This window comes from Paenibacillus sp. FSL E2-0178, assembly GCF_038593005.1.
Classification (GTDB): Bacteria; Bacillota; Bacilli; order Paenibacillales; family Paenibacillaceae; genus Paenibacillus_AQ; species Paenibacillus_AQ phytohabitans.
On sequence record NZ_CP151953.1, the window covers coordinates 7,075,735 to 7,094,199 of the forward strand.

Sequence of the window (18,465 nt, forward strand, 5' to 3'; positions counted from 1 at the left end):
CCGGCTTGACTGTAGTTTAGCGCTTCAAGTACCGCTCCAGTGCGGCCTGTTTAATCTCAATGGCACGTGAGAGCTTGACGGAATTCAGCTTCTCCAGATACTTGTCATAAGCCTCAAGCGGCTCCGTTCCAAGGATAATCTTCAGTGTCATTTCATCGACCAGCGTGTTCACATCCGCCATGATGTTGGCATATTCAGCGCTTTCCTCCGGAGTTGGAGTTACCAGCGGAATCTGGTATTTGACCATGTCCGTCTTCTGCCAGATAGGTATCGCGGCCTGCTGCTCCGGCAGGTTCAGGTACTGTTCGGAGACCCGTTTATCGGAGACAAAGGGACCCATCGTATTGCCCCGGATGTATAGAGACATGGCTTGTGCAGGGGCCAGCTTGTCTGGATTGCTCATCAGCAGATCCGTGAATTTCGGATAACCGTCTTCCATGGTGTAGCTGACACCCTCTGTGCCGAAGTTGAACAGCTTATTGCCTTCTTCGCTGTAGCCATAATCAAGCAGCTTGACCGCCAGCTCCGCATTCTTGGACGTCGCCGAGATCGCTACCATCCCGCCGGTGGAGAAGGCATAATCCCGTTGGCCGAACTTTGGAGTAGTGCCCTTCTCCAGCACCGGATAAGGGGCCGCGACAATGGAAGCCTGCGGATCGGCTCCCTTGAGGATCGGCTGCCATTTCCCGATACCGCCGCCTGCATTGGCCCAGGTAGCCCCGGTCTGGCCCGAAGTAATATTGGCATCCATCACCTTGGAATCGACGGTGGCCACATCTTTATCCAGCAGTCCGTCCGCATACCATCCCCGGAATAAGCTCAGGAAGTCTTTATAACCCGGTTCTGCAGGACCGAATTTAACCTTCCCGTCCTCCAGATAGAAGTCGCGGGTAACGCCAAATGCCCCGATGAATGCGCCGTTGCCCAGTTCATTGAATACACGCGGTTTGGCGACGAAGGAGATCGGTGCAGCAGCCCCTTTTTTCTCTTTAAACGCTTTCAAAGTAGTGGTCCATTCATCGATGGTTTCAGGCACGGGCAGACCCAGCTCATCCAGCCAATCCTTGCGGATCACCGGCCCCTGGAAGGTAAGCAGCGATTCATCCCCGCGGATGAAAGGAAACGAGTAATAGCTTCCCTTGTCTGTTTTGACCATTTTCTCAACCTCGGGATGCTCCTGGAGATATTTCTTGTAGTTCGGGGCATATTTGTCGATCAGGTCATTCAGCTCCATGATGTAGCCGTCCTTGATTGCTTTTTCCGGACCGCCCGGGAAGTTGAAGAAGTTGTACTCCAGCATATCAGGCAATTCACCGGAGGCGAGCATCACGTTGAAGGATTCGTCGATCTGGTTAGCCGGAGGGGCGGTGAAATCTACGGTCACCCCAGTACGTTTCTGCCATTCCTGATAAAAAGGAACCTCCGCATGCGCAGATTTTACTCCCGTCAGATTATTGGGTAATGCTCCCCAATAAGTGAGTGCAGTGTCCGTTTGCATCGGGTATACCGCCGCTGATTCTGATGCTGTGTCTGAGCCGGATGGGGAATTATTCCCTGCCTTGTTCTCCGAGCATCTTGCCAGCGTGCTGCCTGCGAGCAGAGATGCCATGAGCGAAAACATTATTTTTCTGCTTGTTCTCCTCATTCCTGTTAACCTCCTCAAATGATTCCATTAGTAGTTGTAAGAACCTGCTGTGCTGCCGGGTTCATGCCCTAACTATACGGTCCGCCCCGGTTTGGTGTATATGTGCAGTACATCCAATGTAATTGAAAAAGCCGCTGCGGGTATCGGCAAAATGCACAAAACGATAGGCGATTGCTCTGCGGGAGCGGATTAAGCCCTTGCTGACCGCAAAAAAAACCCGACCGCCACGGTTGGGTGACGGGCAGGGCATTGTTAATCTTCGATGGTTTCTTTGTATTTGCCGGGTGTAATGCCTTCGATCTTCTTGAAGGTGCGGATAAAGGTACCCACATCATTGAAGCCTGACTTCTCGGCCGCTTCGTTGACCGTCAGCCGCTGCTGCTGAATCAATTGCTTGGACCAGTCAATCCGCCGCTTGTTGATCGTATCCAGAAGCCCTTCCCCCGATTGCTCCTTGAACAGCTTCGACAGATAAGTAGGCTTCATATCAAAATGCTGCCCCAGCAGGGAGACGTTCAAGCCCGGATCCGTGAAATGTTCGTCTATAAATGCAGATACCCCGCTGATTAGATCATTCAAGGCGCGGTGACGGTTCTCCTGAACATTCTGCAGCCGTCTGGTCCCGGCATATTCACAGGCGTCCTTAAGCATGGACTTCAGCTGCTCCTGCATTTCAGCTAACGTCTCTGCAGAAGTGAGTCTGTCAATACGCTTCGGATTCTGCAGCAGGATATTATCCTGCGCGGGTCCGAGTTCACCGATGCTCTTGATCAAAGTCCCCACCAGGTCGAGCATGAGGCAACGGGCTAAAGGCACCTTCACCGGGTGCTTCGACAGGTTCATCTGCAGGATATCGTCCAAGGCGGTTACGGCCGACTGGAAATCGCCCACTTTGACATAATTGATTAACTGCTGCTCCAGCTGAAGGGGATAGAAGTAACCGGAATCTGTATCGGGACGGATGTTGTTCCGCTCAATCTCTTCATAGGACAGAATCTCCTGTTTGCCCATCACCAGCTTATATTCCATGGCATCCAATGCTTCCTGATAAGCCTGATGAATCTGATCAATGCCGTGATGAACCCGGCTGACCGACACCGTAAGGTAGATATTATACGTCTGTGCAAGAAACTCTTGAGCGGAACGGGCCACCTGCAGCAGATCGCTATTGTGCTCATCCGGTGAGACAGGAGACAGGCTGACCAGACAAGGCATGGCATCATCCGTTTCGGCCATATAGCCCCTGTGCTTAACGTTGACCAGCTCTTCAATTACATTATTTACAATGAAATGCAGCAGCTGCAGCTTCTGGGCGGAGGTTTTGCCCTGGACACGCTCCAGGAAGACATCGAGATCCTCCAGGTAGAATAGAAGAATCGCACAATCCCCGGAGAGGAGCTGAATATCGAAGGCGCTTAAGGCTTCGGCCAAAGGAAGCTCATCGTCCAGCCTGCCCTTGAGCAGCCGCAGGATGTAATTGGAACGCAGCGAATAATTCTGCCGCTTCCTCTCCAGCAGCATATGGTCCAGTTCGCTCAGCGTACTATCCACAGCCTGCTGGATAAACAGGAATTCATTGGAGCCTTTCTCCCGGATGGCTGTCTTGCTGCTGAAAGCACGTACAATCCGCTGGATCGGATTATAGTTTTTCCTCAGGAAAATATAAGTCAAGAACCCGCCTCCCAGCAGGCTGGCCATGATACTCAGCAGCGTCAGCCTGCGGACCAGCTCCGCCTTTTGCCAATAGACTTCACTCGGAATCATGGAAATGTAGCGGAGGTTAGATTCGGCCGACTGGATCGAGAAGACTTCATACCGCTCGCCGCCGAATTCCCAGAGGAACATTCCGCTGTCACCGGTCAGCTTGCCGAAGGGCAATTGTGCCGGAAGATCTGTATTGGAGCTGGATACCAGCACCTGGTTGTCGGAGTCTGTGATGAGCACATGCCCTTTGCTGAACGCTTCAATATTCATGAGCGAGGATAATATTTGGTCGTTGTCGATCATGATCACATTGGCTCCGGACGGCTTGCCGTCCTCGTAGTCATAGGTGCTGACATATGCGAGCGCTTTCACGGAAACGCCGTTCTCGGTTGTACGAGTCAGCGGTACATAGCCCTTGAATTTGTTCTGGCGGAGGATATCTAACCATGCTTCATAGCTTAAGGTGCCGGAGGCGTTATGCTCGGCATAGGCGAATCTCGTATTCCGGTAAACGCCGGGGAGCAGAATCGTATCCCGTGAGGCCAGATAGATATAGAACAGGCCGGTTTCGGCATAAGCCGATTGATATAAGGACATATCCTTGGTTGCGTCGTACAGATCATACATATAATCTTCCGGGAAAATAGAGTACTTGTGCTGATCGACCAGTTCCCTGAACTTGGTATTCCAATTCAGCTCGAAGTTGAGCCGGTTGACCGCTTCCAGCTGCTTATCCATGTTCTCTCGCAGCTGCTTAAGCAAGGAATTGTTCGCCAGATGAATCTCGTCAGCGAGCATCTTGCTGGACTGAAAGTAAACGATGGAACTCAGAATGACCGGAAGCAGCAGCACGGCCATATAAGATAAGGTCCAGGTCAGCAATACACTCTGGCTGCCCAGCCATTTGCTTCTTCTTTTCTTCATCCGCATTCTCCTGTCCGGGCTGCAAATCGATAGCTTCGTATATTGTACATGCATCCCAAGGTTAGCACAATTGTCATTACAGGGAAATAACGGTAAGCTCCTGATAAGTTATGTTTCCAATTGCCCGGTTCTGTGCTAGACTCAGTCTTTATTAAAGCCCTTACATCTGCGCCTGCAGGCAAAATCATCCGCTGTGCTGCGAGACAGGGGAGAGGAAGAGGACATGAAACGTTATTATCTCGATAAGCCCATACAGACCAAATTGCTGATTACCTTCCTGCCAGTCATGATTCTGTCCGTTATTGCAACAGGCTCGTTCTCCTACTGGTCCGCCAGTGACCAGCTCCGTAAGAACTCGCTGTATTCATTAGCCGATACAACCTATCAGACCGCCTTGTTCCTGGATGATAAATTTCTGACGATCTTCGAACAGCTGGTTAATCTGGAGGATACCACCTCGCTGCGCAATCTGCTATCCGTGAACGATCAGGGTGACACTCCCCAGAAATTCAACGACATTATTGAACTTCATAACCGTCTTGAAAGCGTATACCACTCCTATAATGCCATGGTCGATTCCATTTATGTTGCCTTCAACAACGGCCGGTCTTTCAACCTCCAGCAGGAATACGTGCCCCGGAGCGTCTCAATCGATCTTCCGGCGTGGCAGGAACGGTATAACCATTCAGATAAAGGCTACTACTGGCTGAACAGCCACAAAGATGCCATCTTCGATACAGTGGAGGACAGGCGGGTGCTCAGCAGCTTCAAAATGATCGGCACGCCGACTTCCTCCTCCAGCGGAATTGTGCTGATCAATTTGCGTGAAAGCTACTTCCTGGAAATTATGCAGAATGTACAGATCAGTCCGAACGGCGCACTGGCGCTGATCAGCCCGGACGGGGAGCTGTTCTCCAAATCCCTGAAGGTGGATTATGAGGTGAAGCCGGGCACAATTGCAGAATTACGGCAACTGGCAGGCGGGAACGGCAGCCTTGCCGTGGACAGTACAGCAGGCCAGAAGCTGGATATTGCCTATCAGACACTGCCGCTGAACGGCTGGGTGCTGGCCGCCATTGTGCCGGAGAAGGATATTCTCGCAGGTGCATCGCGCATCCAGTGGATCGTTCTGGCGGTCACGCTGGTTATCCTTGTGCTGGTGGCAGCGGCAGCGACGCTGGCGGCACGCAATCTGAGCAACCCGATCCGTTACCTGTCCAAGCAGGTGAAGCGGTTCGAGCGCGGGGATTTCAGTGTCAGCTTCCAGATTGACCAGCGCAATGAAATCGGCGTCCTGGCCACCGGACTGACCCGGCTCTCCGATTCGGTGGAGCAGCTGCTGAATGAGGTGCGCGAGGAGCAGGAGCAGAAGCGTAAGGCCGAAATGCGGGCACTGCAGGCGCAGATTCAGCCGCATTTCCTGTACAATACGCTCGGTTCAATCAAGCATCTGATTGATCTGGAGGAGAGGGAGCGGGCCTCTGTGATGGTGGGAGCGCTGACCCGGTATTTCCGCATCGGCATCAGTAAAGGCGCCGAGCTGATTACTGTCGCGGAAGAGATTGAGCATGTGCGCAGCTACCTGCTCATTCTGAACATCCGGTATAACCAGGATTTCGATTATACCATCCAAGTGGATGAAGAGCTGCTGCCGCTGCGCATCCCGAAGCTGACGCTGCAGCCTATCGTGGAGAATGCCGTCTATCACGGCATCAAGAACAAGCGCGGCAAAGGAATGGTGACGATAACGGGTTATGCAGATGAAGCATCCGCAGTGCTGGAGATTTATGATAACGGACAAGGCATCAGCCCTGAGCGGCTTGCGCAGCTGCGCAGTTCACTGCAGGCGGACAGCACAGGCGACAATGCGCTGAGCTTCGGACTGTGGAACGCCCACCGCCGGCTGGTGCTGCAATACGGGCCGGTCTATGGCCTTGTCCTGGACAGCGAAGAGATGAAGTTTACCCGGGTCACGGTACAGCTGCCCCGGTTGCAGAAGAAAGGAGATTCCCATGATTAAACTGCTTATTGTGGATGATGATGTGTGGATCCGGGAAGGCCTGCGGCGCAATATCCGCTGGGAGCAGGCTGGCATTGAGGTAGCCGGCACAGCCGCTGACGGAGAAGAAGCGCTGAAGCGGATGGAGGAGCTGCGGCCGGATCTGGTGCTGACTGATATCCAGATGCCTTTTCTGGACGGGCTGCAGCTGGCTGAACGAATTAACGAAGACTATCCGGGAACCAAGGTCGTCTTCCTGACCGGCTACGATGACTTCTCGTATGCCAAGCAGGCGCTGCGGCTGCAGGCGGCCGATTACATTCTGAAATATGAGGATAATGAAGTGATTCTAAATGCGGTTGCTTCTGCCGCCAGCACACTGCTGGCCGAGAAGAGAGGAGCCGAGACAGCCCGGAAGAGCCAGGCACTGATTCAGAACAAGTTCTTCGCAGAGCTGTTCGAGGGCTGCGCCAACCCGGAGTGGGCGCGGAAGGAACTGGACAATCTCGGCATAGCTGCGCCGGAGGCCTGCTTCCGGGTAGCGGTGATTCAGCCGGAGGACAACCGCCGCTTCGCCCGCTCCGGAGAAGGGGATAATGCGGAGCTGCTGCTCTTCTCCATCCACAATATCTGCTCGGAGCTTGTGTCTGAGCCATTTCCTTACCGGTATTCGGCAGTCTATAACAACCGGGTCAATCTGCTCTTTAACCTGCCTGCTCCGCCAGACAATGAAGGCACTGCAGAACACCTGACTGAACATCTGGAGGAGATCCGCCGGACACTGGAGAACTGTCTGAAGCTTCAGGTCAGCATTGGTCTGGGCAGCAGCCGGGAAGGAATTGAGCGCATCGCAATCTCCTACAGCGAGGCTCTGAACGCTGCCCAGCTGAAGCCGATCATCGGAGGGGCCGGTGTATTCGTCAGCGGTGAGATCCGCCATTCGCAGAATTCGCATCATACGCTGCTGAAGGAGATGGAGCAGTATATGCGGCTGCATTTTCATGAGGAGGAGCTGAACCTGACCGCCATCGCGGACCATGTCCATATTTCATCCGCGTACGCCAGCACGCTCTTCAAGAAATATAAAGGCATGAACTTAAGCGAGCACCTCATTCAATTGCGTATAGACAAGGCAGCGGAGCTGCTGTCTACCACAGATGCGAAATCCTATGAGGTATCGGAGCAGGTAGGGTACCGCAATCCCCAATACTTCAGCGTGCTGTTCAAGAAGCATTACGGCAAATCGCCCTCCGAGTACCGCAGGGACCAGCAGCATTCCTAGAGCAAATAAAGGAGTGAAAGAAAACAAACAATCTTCGAAAGATAGTGTATTCAGCATGTTCACGCGCTGGTTTAAGATAAGCGTGGAGGTGCTGTTATGGAATTATCCCAATCAACCGGCGGCAAGACAATGTCCGTCAAATCTAAATCTTCCCGCAAAAAAATGGGCGACCGCTGGTTCCCTTACCTGCTGATCGCACCGACAGTCCTGCTGATCGCGGGACTTCTCGTCTTCCCGATCTTCAGGGTATTCGATCTCAGTGTGCAGAGCTATGATTTCACCCGGCTGCAGAAAGCGGGTTACATCGGACTCGAGAACTTCAAGAATATATTCACGCAGGACGATATGTTCTACTCTTCACTGTGGATCACGGTGAAATGGGTGCTGATAGAAGTAGTGCTGCAGCTCGTATTCGGACTCGTGGTTGCGCTGCTGCTGAATCAGGCGTTCAAGCTGCGCGGTCTGGTCCGTTCCCTGGTGCTTGTTCCCTGGGCGGTGTCCGGTGTGCTGACCACCATGCTGTGGTCGCTGATGTTCAACCAGCATATAGGGATCATCAACGATATCCTGATGAAGGTGGGACTGATCTCTGAGCCGGTCGCCTGGCTGGCCAATATTCATACCGTTTTTGGTTCCGTGATTGTCGCCGAGCTGTGGCGCGGCATTCCGTTCTTCGCGATCACGCTGCTGGCGGCGCTGCAGACCATTCCGCACGAGGTCTATGAATCCTGTGAGGTGGATGGTGCGGGGAGCGTGAAGAAGCTCTTTTTCATCACACTGCCGTTCTTGAAGGAAAGTATTGTGTTCGCAACGCTGCTGCGTGCCATCTGGGAGTTCAACTCCATTGATATGATCTTTACGATGACGAACGGCGGACCAATGGATATGACCACCACGCTGCCGATTTATATGATGAAGACCTCCATCCTTGAAGGAAACTATGGTTATGGTTCCGCCATTGGCGTGGTCACCTTCGCGTTCCTGATGATCTTCGTTGTCCTGTACCTCAGACTGAACCGGTCAGGAGGGATGCAGGATGAATAGCAAATGGCAACGCAAGCTGGGTTCGAAGCTGCTGTTCTACATACCGCTGGCCCTGACACTGATGTTCGTGCTGGTTCCGTTCCTGTGGGCCATCTCCACCTCGCTGAAGCGGGAGGGGGATGTACTTAGCGGCACGGTCCGGTACATTCCGAGTCCGGCGACCTTCGAGAACTTCGTACATGTGTGGAATGACAACAATTTCTCGCAATATTTCATGAATAGTGTGTTCGTGTCGGTGCTGTCGGTAGTGGCGATTACGGTACTGTCTGTGCTTAACGGTTACGCCATGAGCCGCTTCAAGTTCAAGGGCAAAGGGGCCTTCATGCTGGTGCTGCTGGCGACCCAGATGATGCCGGTCATTCTGTTCGTCATTCCGCTCTTCCTGATCTTCAAGAATCTCGGGATGATCAACACGCCGTACGCGCTTATCTTGTTCTACATCGTGCTCCAGGTTCCGTTCAACACGATTCTGATGCGCGGCTTCATCTCCTCGACACCGAAGGAAATCGATGAAGCGGCGATGGTCGACGGAGCCGGACGGTTCCGGATTATCTTCGCGATAATTATGCCGATCGTGCTGCCGGGAATAGTAGCAACAAGCGCGTTCGCCTTCATCGGGGTATGGAATGAATTCCTGGTTGCCTTCTCGTTCATTACGACGCCGGACCGCTTCACCATCCCGATCGGCCTCAAATTCATGGTTGGCGAATTCAGCGTCCAGTACGCGTCGCTGGCGGCCGGCAGTATTATCGGGCTGATTCCGCCCGTGCTGCTCTTCATGTTCATTCAGCGTTATCTGGTCGAAGGACTGGGCGGCGCAGTCAAAGGCTAGTGTCCGGTATCGCAAGGATGGACACGGCCAGGCAGAACACGCCGCGTTCCGTCCTTTGAGATATATATAAGAAATTCAATTAGGGAGGATCACAGAATGATGGGGAAACACAAAGCGAAACGCACGGCGCTAGTATCGGCAGCATTGCTGCTGCTGCTGGCCGGCTGCGGCGGAAATAATGGCGGGAATAACGGGGGGAACAGCGCGGCAGCTGCGGATAACGGGGCAGGTAAAGCAGCAAGCGGAGAGAAAGCCAAAATCAGCTTCTGGGCTGCAGCTGTAACCACAGAACGCAATGCCTTCTTCGAAGAGATCGTGAAGCAGTTCGAGCAGGAGAATCCGGATATCGACGTGGATTATCTGGGCGTACCGGGAGACCTCGCGGCTTATGAGCAAAAGGTTAACGTGGCCATCTCTGCCGATCAGGCGCCGGATGTGATGAATGACTTCAAATCCGATCTGCTGGCCCGGGGGGTGCTGGAGCCGCTGGACACCTATTATGAGCAGTGGGCGGACAAGGACCTGCTCAACCCGGAACTGATTGCAAGTAACCGCAAGCTGGATACGGCAGAAGGTAAATTGTATGCGCTACCATACAGCTCGCAAACCTGGAATCTGTGGGTTCGTCCGGACTGGTTCAAGGAAGCCGGACTGACCTTGCCCGATACCTGGGACCAATTCTTCGATGCTGCCGCCAAGCTGACGGATAAATCGAAAGACCGTTACGGGCTAAGTATCCGCGGCGGCGCAGGCAGTGCCAATACGCTCGAAATGCTGATGTATGCTTACTCCGGCATTACCGATTATTTCACGGCAGACGGCAAAGCAACAATTAATGACCCGCTTAATGTTGAATTTGTAGAGAAATACCTGGGCTCTTACAATGTCTATACACCTGAGGATGACCTCAATAAAGGCTGGAGTGAACTGGCCGCAACCTTCCAGTCGGGCAAAGCCGGAATCGTTGTGCATAACTTAGGCTCGGCCAGCTCCCATGAGAAAGCCTTCGGCGGTGACTATACGAAGTTCGAAGCTGTACCTTTTCCGAAGAGCGTGAAGGGCTACCGCGAACACCCTGGCCTTATGCCGCTGGGGCTGACGATGAGCAAATCGGCGAAGAACAAGGATGCGGTCTGGAAATTCATGACCTTCTACCTGTCGCATGATATCAACAGCAAATACGGCAAACTCTATGGCGAAATTCCTGCCAATACAGAAGCTGCCGGCGATGAATGGGTGCAGAGCGTGCCTTATATGAAATCGGCCTCCGATCTGCTGAACAGCCAGGAGACGAAGTTCTCCGATGTGCCTTATTATCTGGCGGGATATTCCAATGTGCAGAAATCGGTGGAACCGCTGATTCAGAAGGTGATGGCCAAGCAGCTGACCGCGCAGGAAATGCTGGATCAATGGGCATCGCTGCTGGAACAGGAGAAGGCGGCACAATAAACTGCCCGGGCGGTAGGCGTCCGGCGCTGAAGGAGTTATTCAATGGAGACAATCAATACGCCCTGGGTATCCGACCTTGGCAACGGCCGGTACCGCAATCCGGTGCTGTATGCAGATTATTCCGACCCGGATGTGATCCGGGCCGGGGATGATTATTATATGACCGCGTCGAGCTTCAACCACATGCCGGGACTGCCGATTCTGCATTCCCGTGACCTGGTGAACTGGACGATCGTCAATCACGCGCTGGACAGGCTGGATCTGCCGGGATATGACCGGGTTCAGCACGGTAAAGGCGTATGGGCACCCAGCCTGCGCCATCATGACGGGAAGTTCTGGATCTTCTTCGGTACGCCGGATGAAGGAATCTTCATGACGCAGGCTGAGGACCCGCTCGGGAAGTGGACTGTACCCCATCTGGTCAAAGCAGCCAAAGGCTGGATTGATCCTTGCCCTTTCTGGGACGAGGACGGACAGGCTTACCTGGTCCATGCCTTCGCGAAGAGCCGCAGCGGCATCAAGCATATTCTGCATGTGTGCGGGATGAGCCCGGACGGCAGGGAGCTGCTGGATGAAGGCCGGCTGATTATTGACGGAACGGTCGATCATCCGACACTGGAAGGTCCCAAAATGTACAAGAGGGACGGATGGTATTACATTCTTGCCCCTGCGGGCGGCGTGTCCACCGGCTGGCAGGCTGCCTTCCGCTCCAAGTCCATCTATGGCCCTTATGAGGATCAGATTGTGCTGGCACAAGGGGATACCCTGGTGAATGGTCCTCATCAGGGCGGCTGGGTAGAGACGCCGGAAGGAGAAAGCTGGTTCCTGCATTTCCAGGACAAGGGGGCTTACGGGCGGATTGTCCATCTGCAGCCTGTAGAATGGATTGACGGCTGGCCGGTAATAGGGCAGCAGTCTGCGGGAGGTTTGACCGGAGAGCCGGTACCCGAATGGTACAAGCCGGAGTCTTCAGGCACCGGGACAGCGCTTCCGGCGGCTCCCCGGACCTCCGATGATTTCGCGGACGGACGTCCGGGGCTGCAGTGGCAGTGGCAGGCCAATCCGCAGGACGGCTGGCTTGCCTCCGTTCACCCGGCTCCGGGGCTCCGGCTCCGCTGCGCGCCGCTGGAGACGCAGCGGTTATACGATGCGCCGCAGCTCCTGATGCAGAAGTTCGCTGCGCCTGCATTCACGGCGCAGGTACAGATCAAACCGCATTTCGGAGCATTGTCTGAACGCGCAGGCCTGGTAGTGCTGGGGCATAAAGCGGTACATTTAAGCCTGTTCTCCGGTGAAGATGGCGGCCTATGCCTGGGCCGGTTCGAGAGCCTGCCGGCAAGCCCGGAGGAAGAAGCAGAGCAGGAGTGTGCGTTTACGGATGATTTTGTGAAGCTGGACTCGGACGCTGTATATCTTCAGCTTATGGTCTCGGAAGAAGCGGAATGCCGCCTGGCGTACAGTCTTGACGGAGAAGCTTACACGGATTTGGGAGCTCCTTTCCGGTTGAAGGAAGGCGAAGGAGCCTGGGTAGGTGCCAAGTTCGGCCTGTTCGCGCTAGCTTGCGGTCCGGTTAACGCAGCGGCGGAGAACGGCTACGCTGAGTTCGGGCGGTTCGAGGTGCGTTAAGACTTCTCTTCGAGTACACTCAGAATTGCCCTGACGACCAGCTCCGGCTGATCGTGAATCACCATATGCCCACTCTTCCCGGCGACGATAAGCTCACTATTGGAAGAAAGGTTCAGCATGTTGCGCTGTCCTGCCTGCCAGATGGCCTCCAGCCGTCGGCCCGATTCTTCGGACATCCCAAAAGCAGCGTAATCCTGCGGCATTCCCCGGGCGATGATCTTCACCGGAAGTGTTCCTAAGGTCTGTCCGCGGATAGCATCCTCGGTAGAGCTTGCCAGCGCTGCTTCCTGCTCCTTGGCGGCAAAGTAGCTTGGTGTAGAGATGACGTTAATGAATTGCCCGCGGTCTTGTTTCGCAACCAGACCCTCCAGCAGCTGGTTCTGGAACAGTCGAAGCGCACCCGAGCGCTTGAGCAAGGTAAGCATGGAAGCACTCGGGTTGCCGGCATAATTCTCGGCCTCCAGAATCGGCTTCGTCTCACGGTCGTCATTCTCGGGTCTGGCATCAATAAGTACCAGCCCGGTTACTTCCTCCGGGTAGGTCTGAGTGAAGAGACGGGCATACATGCCGCCGAGGGAGTGTCCGACCAGCAGGTAAGGGCCGGGGATGCCTGCATTCTGAAGTGCGTTATGTAGTTCACGCACAATATTGGCGCCTGAGCGTTCCGTATCGGCCTGCTCACTCCAGGCATATCCAGCCCGGTCGTAACTGACAACGGTAGCTGTTTCGGCTAACTGTTCAGGAATATTTCTCCACGACAGGCTGGTTTCCCCGCTTCCGGCTTCCAGAATAATCGTGGGAGCTCCGGCTCCTTGTTGCAGGAGATGCAGGTTGTATCCTCCGGCATCCACCAGTTTCCCCGGTGCAGGATAATCTTTTTTGGCGGATGCGGAGGCAATGGCTTCATACAGGAACCCCAACCCTGTAATAAGAACAGCTGCGGATATAAGAATTAACAATAGCTTCAGCAGCTTGCTCCGCAGTTTGCGGGAAGCGGAATTCTTGATAAGGGCAGAATTTATCATGGCGTTTGGTTAATCTCCTTTTATAATACAATTGTATTATTTAAAACAGTATAGCAGGATGCCCGCTATTCAAGCAAGCTACGGGTCATGGGAATTGCTCCAGCCGGAACGGCATCTGCCGGTTGGGCACAGGATCACGGCCTCCGGTCTGCAAAGCAGCCGTTTGAACCTCCTTCCAGAAGGGTAAAAAGAGAGAAACACCCCTCGAGGAGAAAGGCGGTAAGCTTATGCTGTGGGGATTAATCGGACTCGTTGTCGTAGTATGGCTGTTCGGCTTTATCTTTGATGTTATGGGCAATCTGATTCACCTTCTGCTATTTGTCGCTGCGGTACTGTTTGTGATTAACCTGTTCCGGGGACGATCCCGGAGTTAACAGGACATAAACAAGAGCTGGTTCAAATACTTAATTAAGCAGTTCACACACAAGCACGCGGTACCCTAATAGGGACGCGTGCTTTCGTGCGTAATCCTTGAATTCTCCCGCAGAGGAGACCTTAAGGAATAGTCCTGCTTCCGGCAAGTCTGGACACGTCCCCTCCGGATGCCTATAATGTAATCACTATGCAACCCTGGAGGAGAATCAATGAATAAGCCGATCATCGCCGTTGATATGGATGATACCATCTGCCATCTCGTCAAACGTGCGATATACCACAACAACATTGAGTTTCCTACGCATCCGCTCCGCTACGAGGATATGATGGACTGGAACACAGACCACCTTCGCCATCCGGACAGCACGATGGACCTTTTCTTCGGCAGACCCGGTCTGTACGAGGAGCTGGAGCTGTTCGATGAATATGTGACCGAAGAGATGGAGAAGCTTCACAACGCGTATGATGTCATTATTGTTACAGCCGCTGTGCCCAAAACGGTGCTTGAGAAATGGAACTGGCTGCAAAAGCACATGCCGTATATCCCGGCCGAGAACTTCTTCACCTGCAAGCGCAAGCATCTGATCGGCTTCGATCTGCTGATTGATGACGGTCCGCATAATTTGCTGCCCGCTGTACAGGCAGGGAAGAAGGTGCTCTGTATCCCGCATCCCTGGAACCTGCGGGCCCGGGAGGAATATGCCTTCCCGCTGATGACCTCCTGGCAGGGGGCGAAGGAGCGGGTGGATGAAATTCTGCAGACACGGCAGTAGCCGTAGTCCGGAGATTGCATCTCCTATAAAGGGCTATCCCAGCAAGCCATGAAATGGCTGCCTGGGATAGCCTCTTTTTATTGTTAAGGAAATTGTAGGGTTTACGGACATGTGGAGAGGGATTTTTGGAACTGTAAGAGGGCAGCGGCCGGATGGCCAGACATGCTTGGGAGTCACGGCAATGCTATACCAGAATGATTGCAAGTACAATTTATTTAGTTGGAATTTCTCCACTTGCTTATGAACGGAGGCACCCTTGCCGGGCAGCAGTTGGATAAACAGCACTTAATATGCCGGGAATCACTCCCAGTAGGGAGGAAGCGTGAAATTAAATGACGTTTATACAACTAATTACCTTAAAACATCCAAAACCTCTGAATTAAGATACGTTTTTCCAACTAATATTTGCGGAGCCGGAGTCAGCGCCAGCGCCAGCGCCGGGGTCACTGGAGGTGTCTTGCCAAGCAACAGTTGAGGATTATCTGAGCGTACCGTCAGCAGAGTGAAGGGGACTGAGAATCTATTATCTTTTCATGGGGCATGAAACGGGCTGCGGCGGGCCAATTAACGGAATCTGAGTCCGCTTAGCCTGCAAAAACGTAACGGATTGTCAGTCCGTTGGACTAGCCGATGGTCCAGAGAGGGCAAATTTATAAGCCCGCCAAGCACCCGCGGAAGCCTGCGGGAAGTGCTGACCGCAAACGTTACTCACCCGTTAGGGTGATTTTTCTCTAATAGGATTATCTTGAGCGCATGGTATACGCCGCACGCAATTCCGTATTCCACACTCTAAGGTGAGTACAAAGTCCCGGATGCTGAAAAAATGTAATCCAGTCATACTAACAAGAATCTAATATTTATATAAATGTTGCAAAATGAGTGTCTTAAACTACAGCTCTTGTATATAGAAAGGATTCGCTTTCCCGTCAATGACAGCGGCCATAAGGAATGGGCTGAATTTCATGTATCGGGATAAGCGGCGAAAAGGGGAGGAGTTGTCCTTCATTTTCCGTTAATCGAAATAATAAGGAGGAGATGTATTATTTTTTTGCTTTTTTATAAGAAAAAATTGGGTTTGTGTATATAATTTGCTATAAAGCGAATGTCCATCTTGATAACAAAATAAATAGGCGGAAAGAACCAAAAGTTATAATTATGTTATTGAAACCATTGACAGTTATGCTAACAAAACAATATTCTGTAGTCGTTAGAGGGCTACTGAATCCATTAGGAGAAAGGAGGACGGGGCTGGGTCTATATCCATTCAAACGAAAGTGGAATTAATGCAGGGATTATCCATTACGGGAGGGATGTTGCTTGAAGAAAATGTTGTCATTAATTATGGTGTTCGGATTGCTTATTGGGGTGGTACCGCCCTTGGAGACTAGTGCAGCGGCCAACCTTGCAGGGAACACAACCGCAGCTGCAAGCTCAAGCGAGGATTCAACAAAAACACCGGATATGGCCGTTGACGGAAATTCTTCCACCCGGTGGTCCTCTGCTTATGCAGATCCGCAGTGGATCAGCGTTGATATTGGAAGCGCAAACAATGTAAATGGGGTTAGGCTAAACTGGGAAGCTGCCTACGCGAAAGCGTATCAAATTCAGGTCTCCACAGATAACAGCAGCTGGAGTACAGTATACTCGACAACAACAGGTGACGGCGGGATTGATCAAATTTCATTTGAAGCCAGAAGTGCCAGATATGTGAGAATGTATGGAACGCAGCGGGCAACCCAGTACGGGTATTCCCTCTGGGATTTCGAAGTGTATTTGGATAGCGGCCCCGTGGATAACGGTATTACTTCCGGAGCGGTGTATAAGCTTACCGCCCGTCATAGCGGCAAAGCTCTTGATGTGGCTGGAGGTGCAGCCGCAGACGGAGCCAATGTGCAGCAGTGGACAGATAATGGGACCCTCCAGCAAAGGTGGAAGGTGATTGATGCGGGGGATGGGGCCTATAAATTGATCGCCGAATCCAGCGGCAAGGCACTGGATGCTGCAGGACCTGCAAATACAGACGGAGCCAATGTCCGCCAATGGACGGACAACAATGCAGCCAGTCAGAAGTGGAGCATTGTTGCTACAGGCAACGGATATTACAAGTTAATATCCAAAAGCAGCGGTAAAGCCCTGGATGTAGAAGGAGGCTCATCTGCAGATGGAGCTAATGTACAGCAATGGACAGATAACGGGAACGCACAACAGAGATGGAGATTTACACAGATCGTAACTACCCCGGACTCCACTCCGCCAACTGCACCAACAAATCTCCAGAGCTCCTCAAAAACGGAAACCAGCGTAAGCCTTACCTGGACAGCATCTACGGACAACGCGGGAGTAGCGGGGTACGACATTTATAATGGAACGGCTCTGGCCGGAACGAGTACAACCACAAGCTATACGGTAACCGGCTTGACTGCCAATACAGCATACAATTTCACAGTCAAGGCGAAGGACGCAGCAAGGAATGTATCTCCGGCAAGCGCAGTTTTGAGTGTAACCACCGCTTCAACTTCCGCTAACAAGGGATTTTATATACAGGGAACGACCTTGTATGAGTCTAACGGAACTCCGTTTGTGATGAGGGGAATTAACCATGCTTACACCTGGTACAAAGATCAGGACACCGTTGCCATCCCTGCAATAGCGCGGACAGGAGCAAATACGGTAAGAATTGTTCTCTCCGATGGGCAGCAGTGGTCGAAAGATAATCTGGCAGCTATCCAGAGTCTGATTACCTTGTGTGAACAGAATAAACTGGTAGCCGTCCTTGAAGTCCATGATGGAACCGGCTCGGACAGCGAGACTGTTCTGAATAATATTGCGAATTACTGGATTGAAATGAAGAGTGCGCTTATCGGTAAAGAAAAGACGGTCATCCTCAACATCGCCAATGAGTGGTACGGCACGTGGGATGGGGCTAACTGGGCTAAAGGATATACAGCTGTAATACCGAAGCTTAGAAATGCCGGTATCCAGAACACCCTTATGGTTGACGGAGCAGGCTGGGGGCAATATCCGCAATCCATAGTTGATTATGGAACACAGGTATTTAATGCGGATCCCCTGAAAAATACGATGTTCTCGATTCATATGTATGAATACGCAGGCGGGAACGCGGCAACGGTTAAGACTAATATTGATAATGTGCTGAACAAGAATTTGGCGCTGGTTATCGGTGAGTTCGGAATCAGACATACGAATGGTGATGTCGATGAAGCGGCTATTATGAGCTATTCCCGGCAAAAAGGCGTCGGGTATCTCGGATGGTCTTGGAAAGGAAATGGCCCCGGTCTGGAGTATCTGGATATGTCCAATGATTGGGCAGGAACCAGCTACACCGAACAAGGAAATGCGCTCATCAACGGGCCGGACGGAATCAGAGCAACCTCGAAGCGGGCTGCGGTTTTTGATGCAGCAGCAAACAATTAAGCAACTACCATTCATGTATCTTTCACCACTCCAAGACTGTGTACCCGTTATCGGGTTGCAGTCTTTGTTTTTTACAGCTTTTTTTAATGGAATACAAATACAGTTATATAAATGTAAACACAGCCCCTGTTCATTAATGAATCTGCTGATAAAATAATAATAAACCGCTTTCATGACAATTATTTAGTTTGTTTTAATAATTATTTACAGGGAGTAGAACCGTAATCATAATCACGTGAGCTTTAACTTTGCTGCCCTTTCACTTCCCGGTAAGAAGTGAAAGGGTATTTATTAATGTTTCCGCGGCATTACTAGTTAATAGAAGCAGCAGGCAGTTTTCCTTGTGTATGCC

General features: G+C 52.3%; 12 protein-coding genes. 9 read left to right on the top strand and 3 right to left on the bottom strand.

Annotated elements, in window-relative coordinates; translation table 11 throughout:
* Positions 1 to 16 precede the first annotated feature (16 nt).
* Together MHI42_RS30525 and MHI42_RS30530 are read right to left on the bottom strand one after the other, a co-directional pair.
* The gene (locus MHI42_RS30525) at positions 17 to 1,609 is read right to left on the bottom strand and encodes an extracellular solute-binding protein (RefSeq protein WP_342421604.1); all 1,593 of its coding nucleotides are present in this window, start codon (positions 1,607 to 1,609) and stop codon (positions 17 to 19) included.
* Between the two features lie 288 nt (positions 1,610 to 1,897).
* Positions 1,898 to 4,273, bottom strand: coding sequence for a helix-turn-helix domain-containing protein (locus MHI42_RS30530; RefSeq protein WP_342421605.1), 2,376 nt, complete (start codon positions 4,271 to 4,273; stop codon positions 1,898 to 1,900).
* Positions 4,274 to 4,496: 223 nt separating this feature from the next.
* Here MHI42_RS30530 and MHI42_RS30535 point away from each other — a divergent pair, with 223 nt between their 5' ends.
* From MHI42_RS30535 to MHI42_RS30560, 6 genes are all read left to right on the top strand, one after another.
* Positions 4,497 to 6,293 carry a sensor histidine kinase gene (locus tag MHI42_RS30535; protein ID WP_342421606.1) on the top strand — a complete coding sequence of 599 codons (1,797 nt, stop codon included), beginning with the start codon at positions 4,497 to 4,499 and terminating at the stop codon, positions 6,291 to 6,293.
* Positions 6,286 to 7,554, top strand: coding sequence for a response regulator (locus tag MHI42_RS30540; protein ID WP_342421607.1), 1,269 nt, complete (start codon positions 6,286 to 6,288; stop codon positions 7,552 to 7,554). Before MHI42_RS30535 ends, MHI42_RS30540 begins: the two co-directional genes overlap by 8 nt.
* Before the next feature lie 96 nt (positions 7,555 to 7,650).
* Positions 7,651 to 8,598, top strand: coding sequence for a sugar ABC transporter permease (locus tag MHI42_RS30545; protein WP_342421608.1), 948 nt, complete (start codon positions 7,651 to 7,653; stop codon positions 8,596 to 8,598).
* Positions 8,591 to 9,430 carry a carbohydrate ABC transporter permease gene (locus tag MHI42_RS30550; RefSeq protein WP_171717297.1) on the top strand — a complete coding sequence of 280 codons (840 nt, stop codon included), beginning with the start codon at positions 8,591 to 8,593 and terminating at the stop codon, positions 9,428 to 9,430. The genes MHI42_RS30545 and MHI42_RS30550 overlap by 8 nt, the downstream gene beginning before the upstream one ends.
* Positions 9,431 to 9,526: 96 nt before the next feature.
* Entirely contained in the window at positions 9,527 to 10,879 is a 1,353-nt protein-coding gene (locus MHI42_RS30555) for a sugar ABC transporter substrate-binding protein (RefSeq protein WP_171717296.1), read from the top strand.
* Positions 10,880 to 10,921: 42 nt separating this feature from the next.
* Positions 10,922 to 12,505, top strand: coding sequence for a glycoside hydrolase 43 family protein (locus MHI42_RS30560; RefSeq protein ID WP_342421609.1), 1,584 nt, complete (start codon positions 10,922 to 10,924; stop codon positions 12,503 to 12,505).
* Here MHI42_RS30560 and MHI42_RS30565 read toward each other — a convergent pair.
* Positions 12,502 to 13,530, bottom strand: a complete 1,029-nt coding sequence (locus MHI42_RS30565) for an alpha/beta hydrolase (RefSeq protein WP_342421610.1) — start codon at positions 13,528 to 13,530, stop codon at positions 12,502 to 12,504. The genes MHI42_RS30560 and MHI42_RS30565 overlap by 4 nt on opposite strands.
* 227 nt (positions 13,531 to 13,757) lie before the next feature.
* Here MHI42_RS30565 and MHI42_RS30570 point away from each other — a divergent pair, with 227 nt between their 5' ends.
* From MHI42_RS30570 to MHI42_RS30580, 3 genes are all read left to right on the top strand, one after another.
* Positions 13,758 to 13,904, top strand: coding sequence for a lmo0937 family membrane protein (locus MHI42_RS30570; protein ID WP_144026097.1), 147 nt, complete (start codon positions 13,758 to 13,760; stop codon positions 13,902 to 13,904).
* Between the two features lie 210 nt (positions 13,905 to 14,114).
* Positions 14,115 to 14,678 carry a hypothetical protein gene (locus tag MHI42_RS30575; RefSeq protein WP_171717294.1) on the top strand — a complete coding sequence of 188 codons (564 nt, stop codon included), beginning with the start codon at positions 14,115 to 14,117 and terminating at the stop codon, positions 14,676 to 14,678.
* A 1,317-nt stretch (positions 14,679 to 15,995) separates the two neighbouring features.
* On the top strand, positions 15,996 to 18,113 hold the full coding sequence (locus MHI42_RS30580; RefSeq protein ID WP_342421611.1) for a cellulase family glycosylhydrolase: 2,118 nt from the start codon (positions 15,996 to 15,998) through the stop codon (positions 18,111 to 18,113).
* Positions 18,114 to 18,465 lie beyond the last annotated feature (352 nt).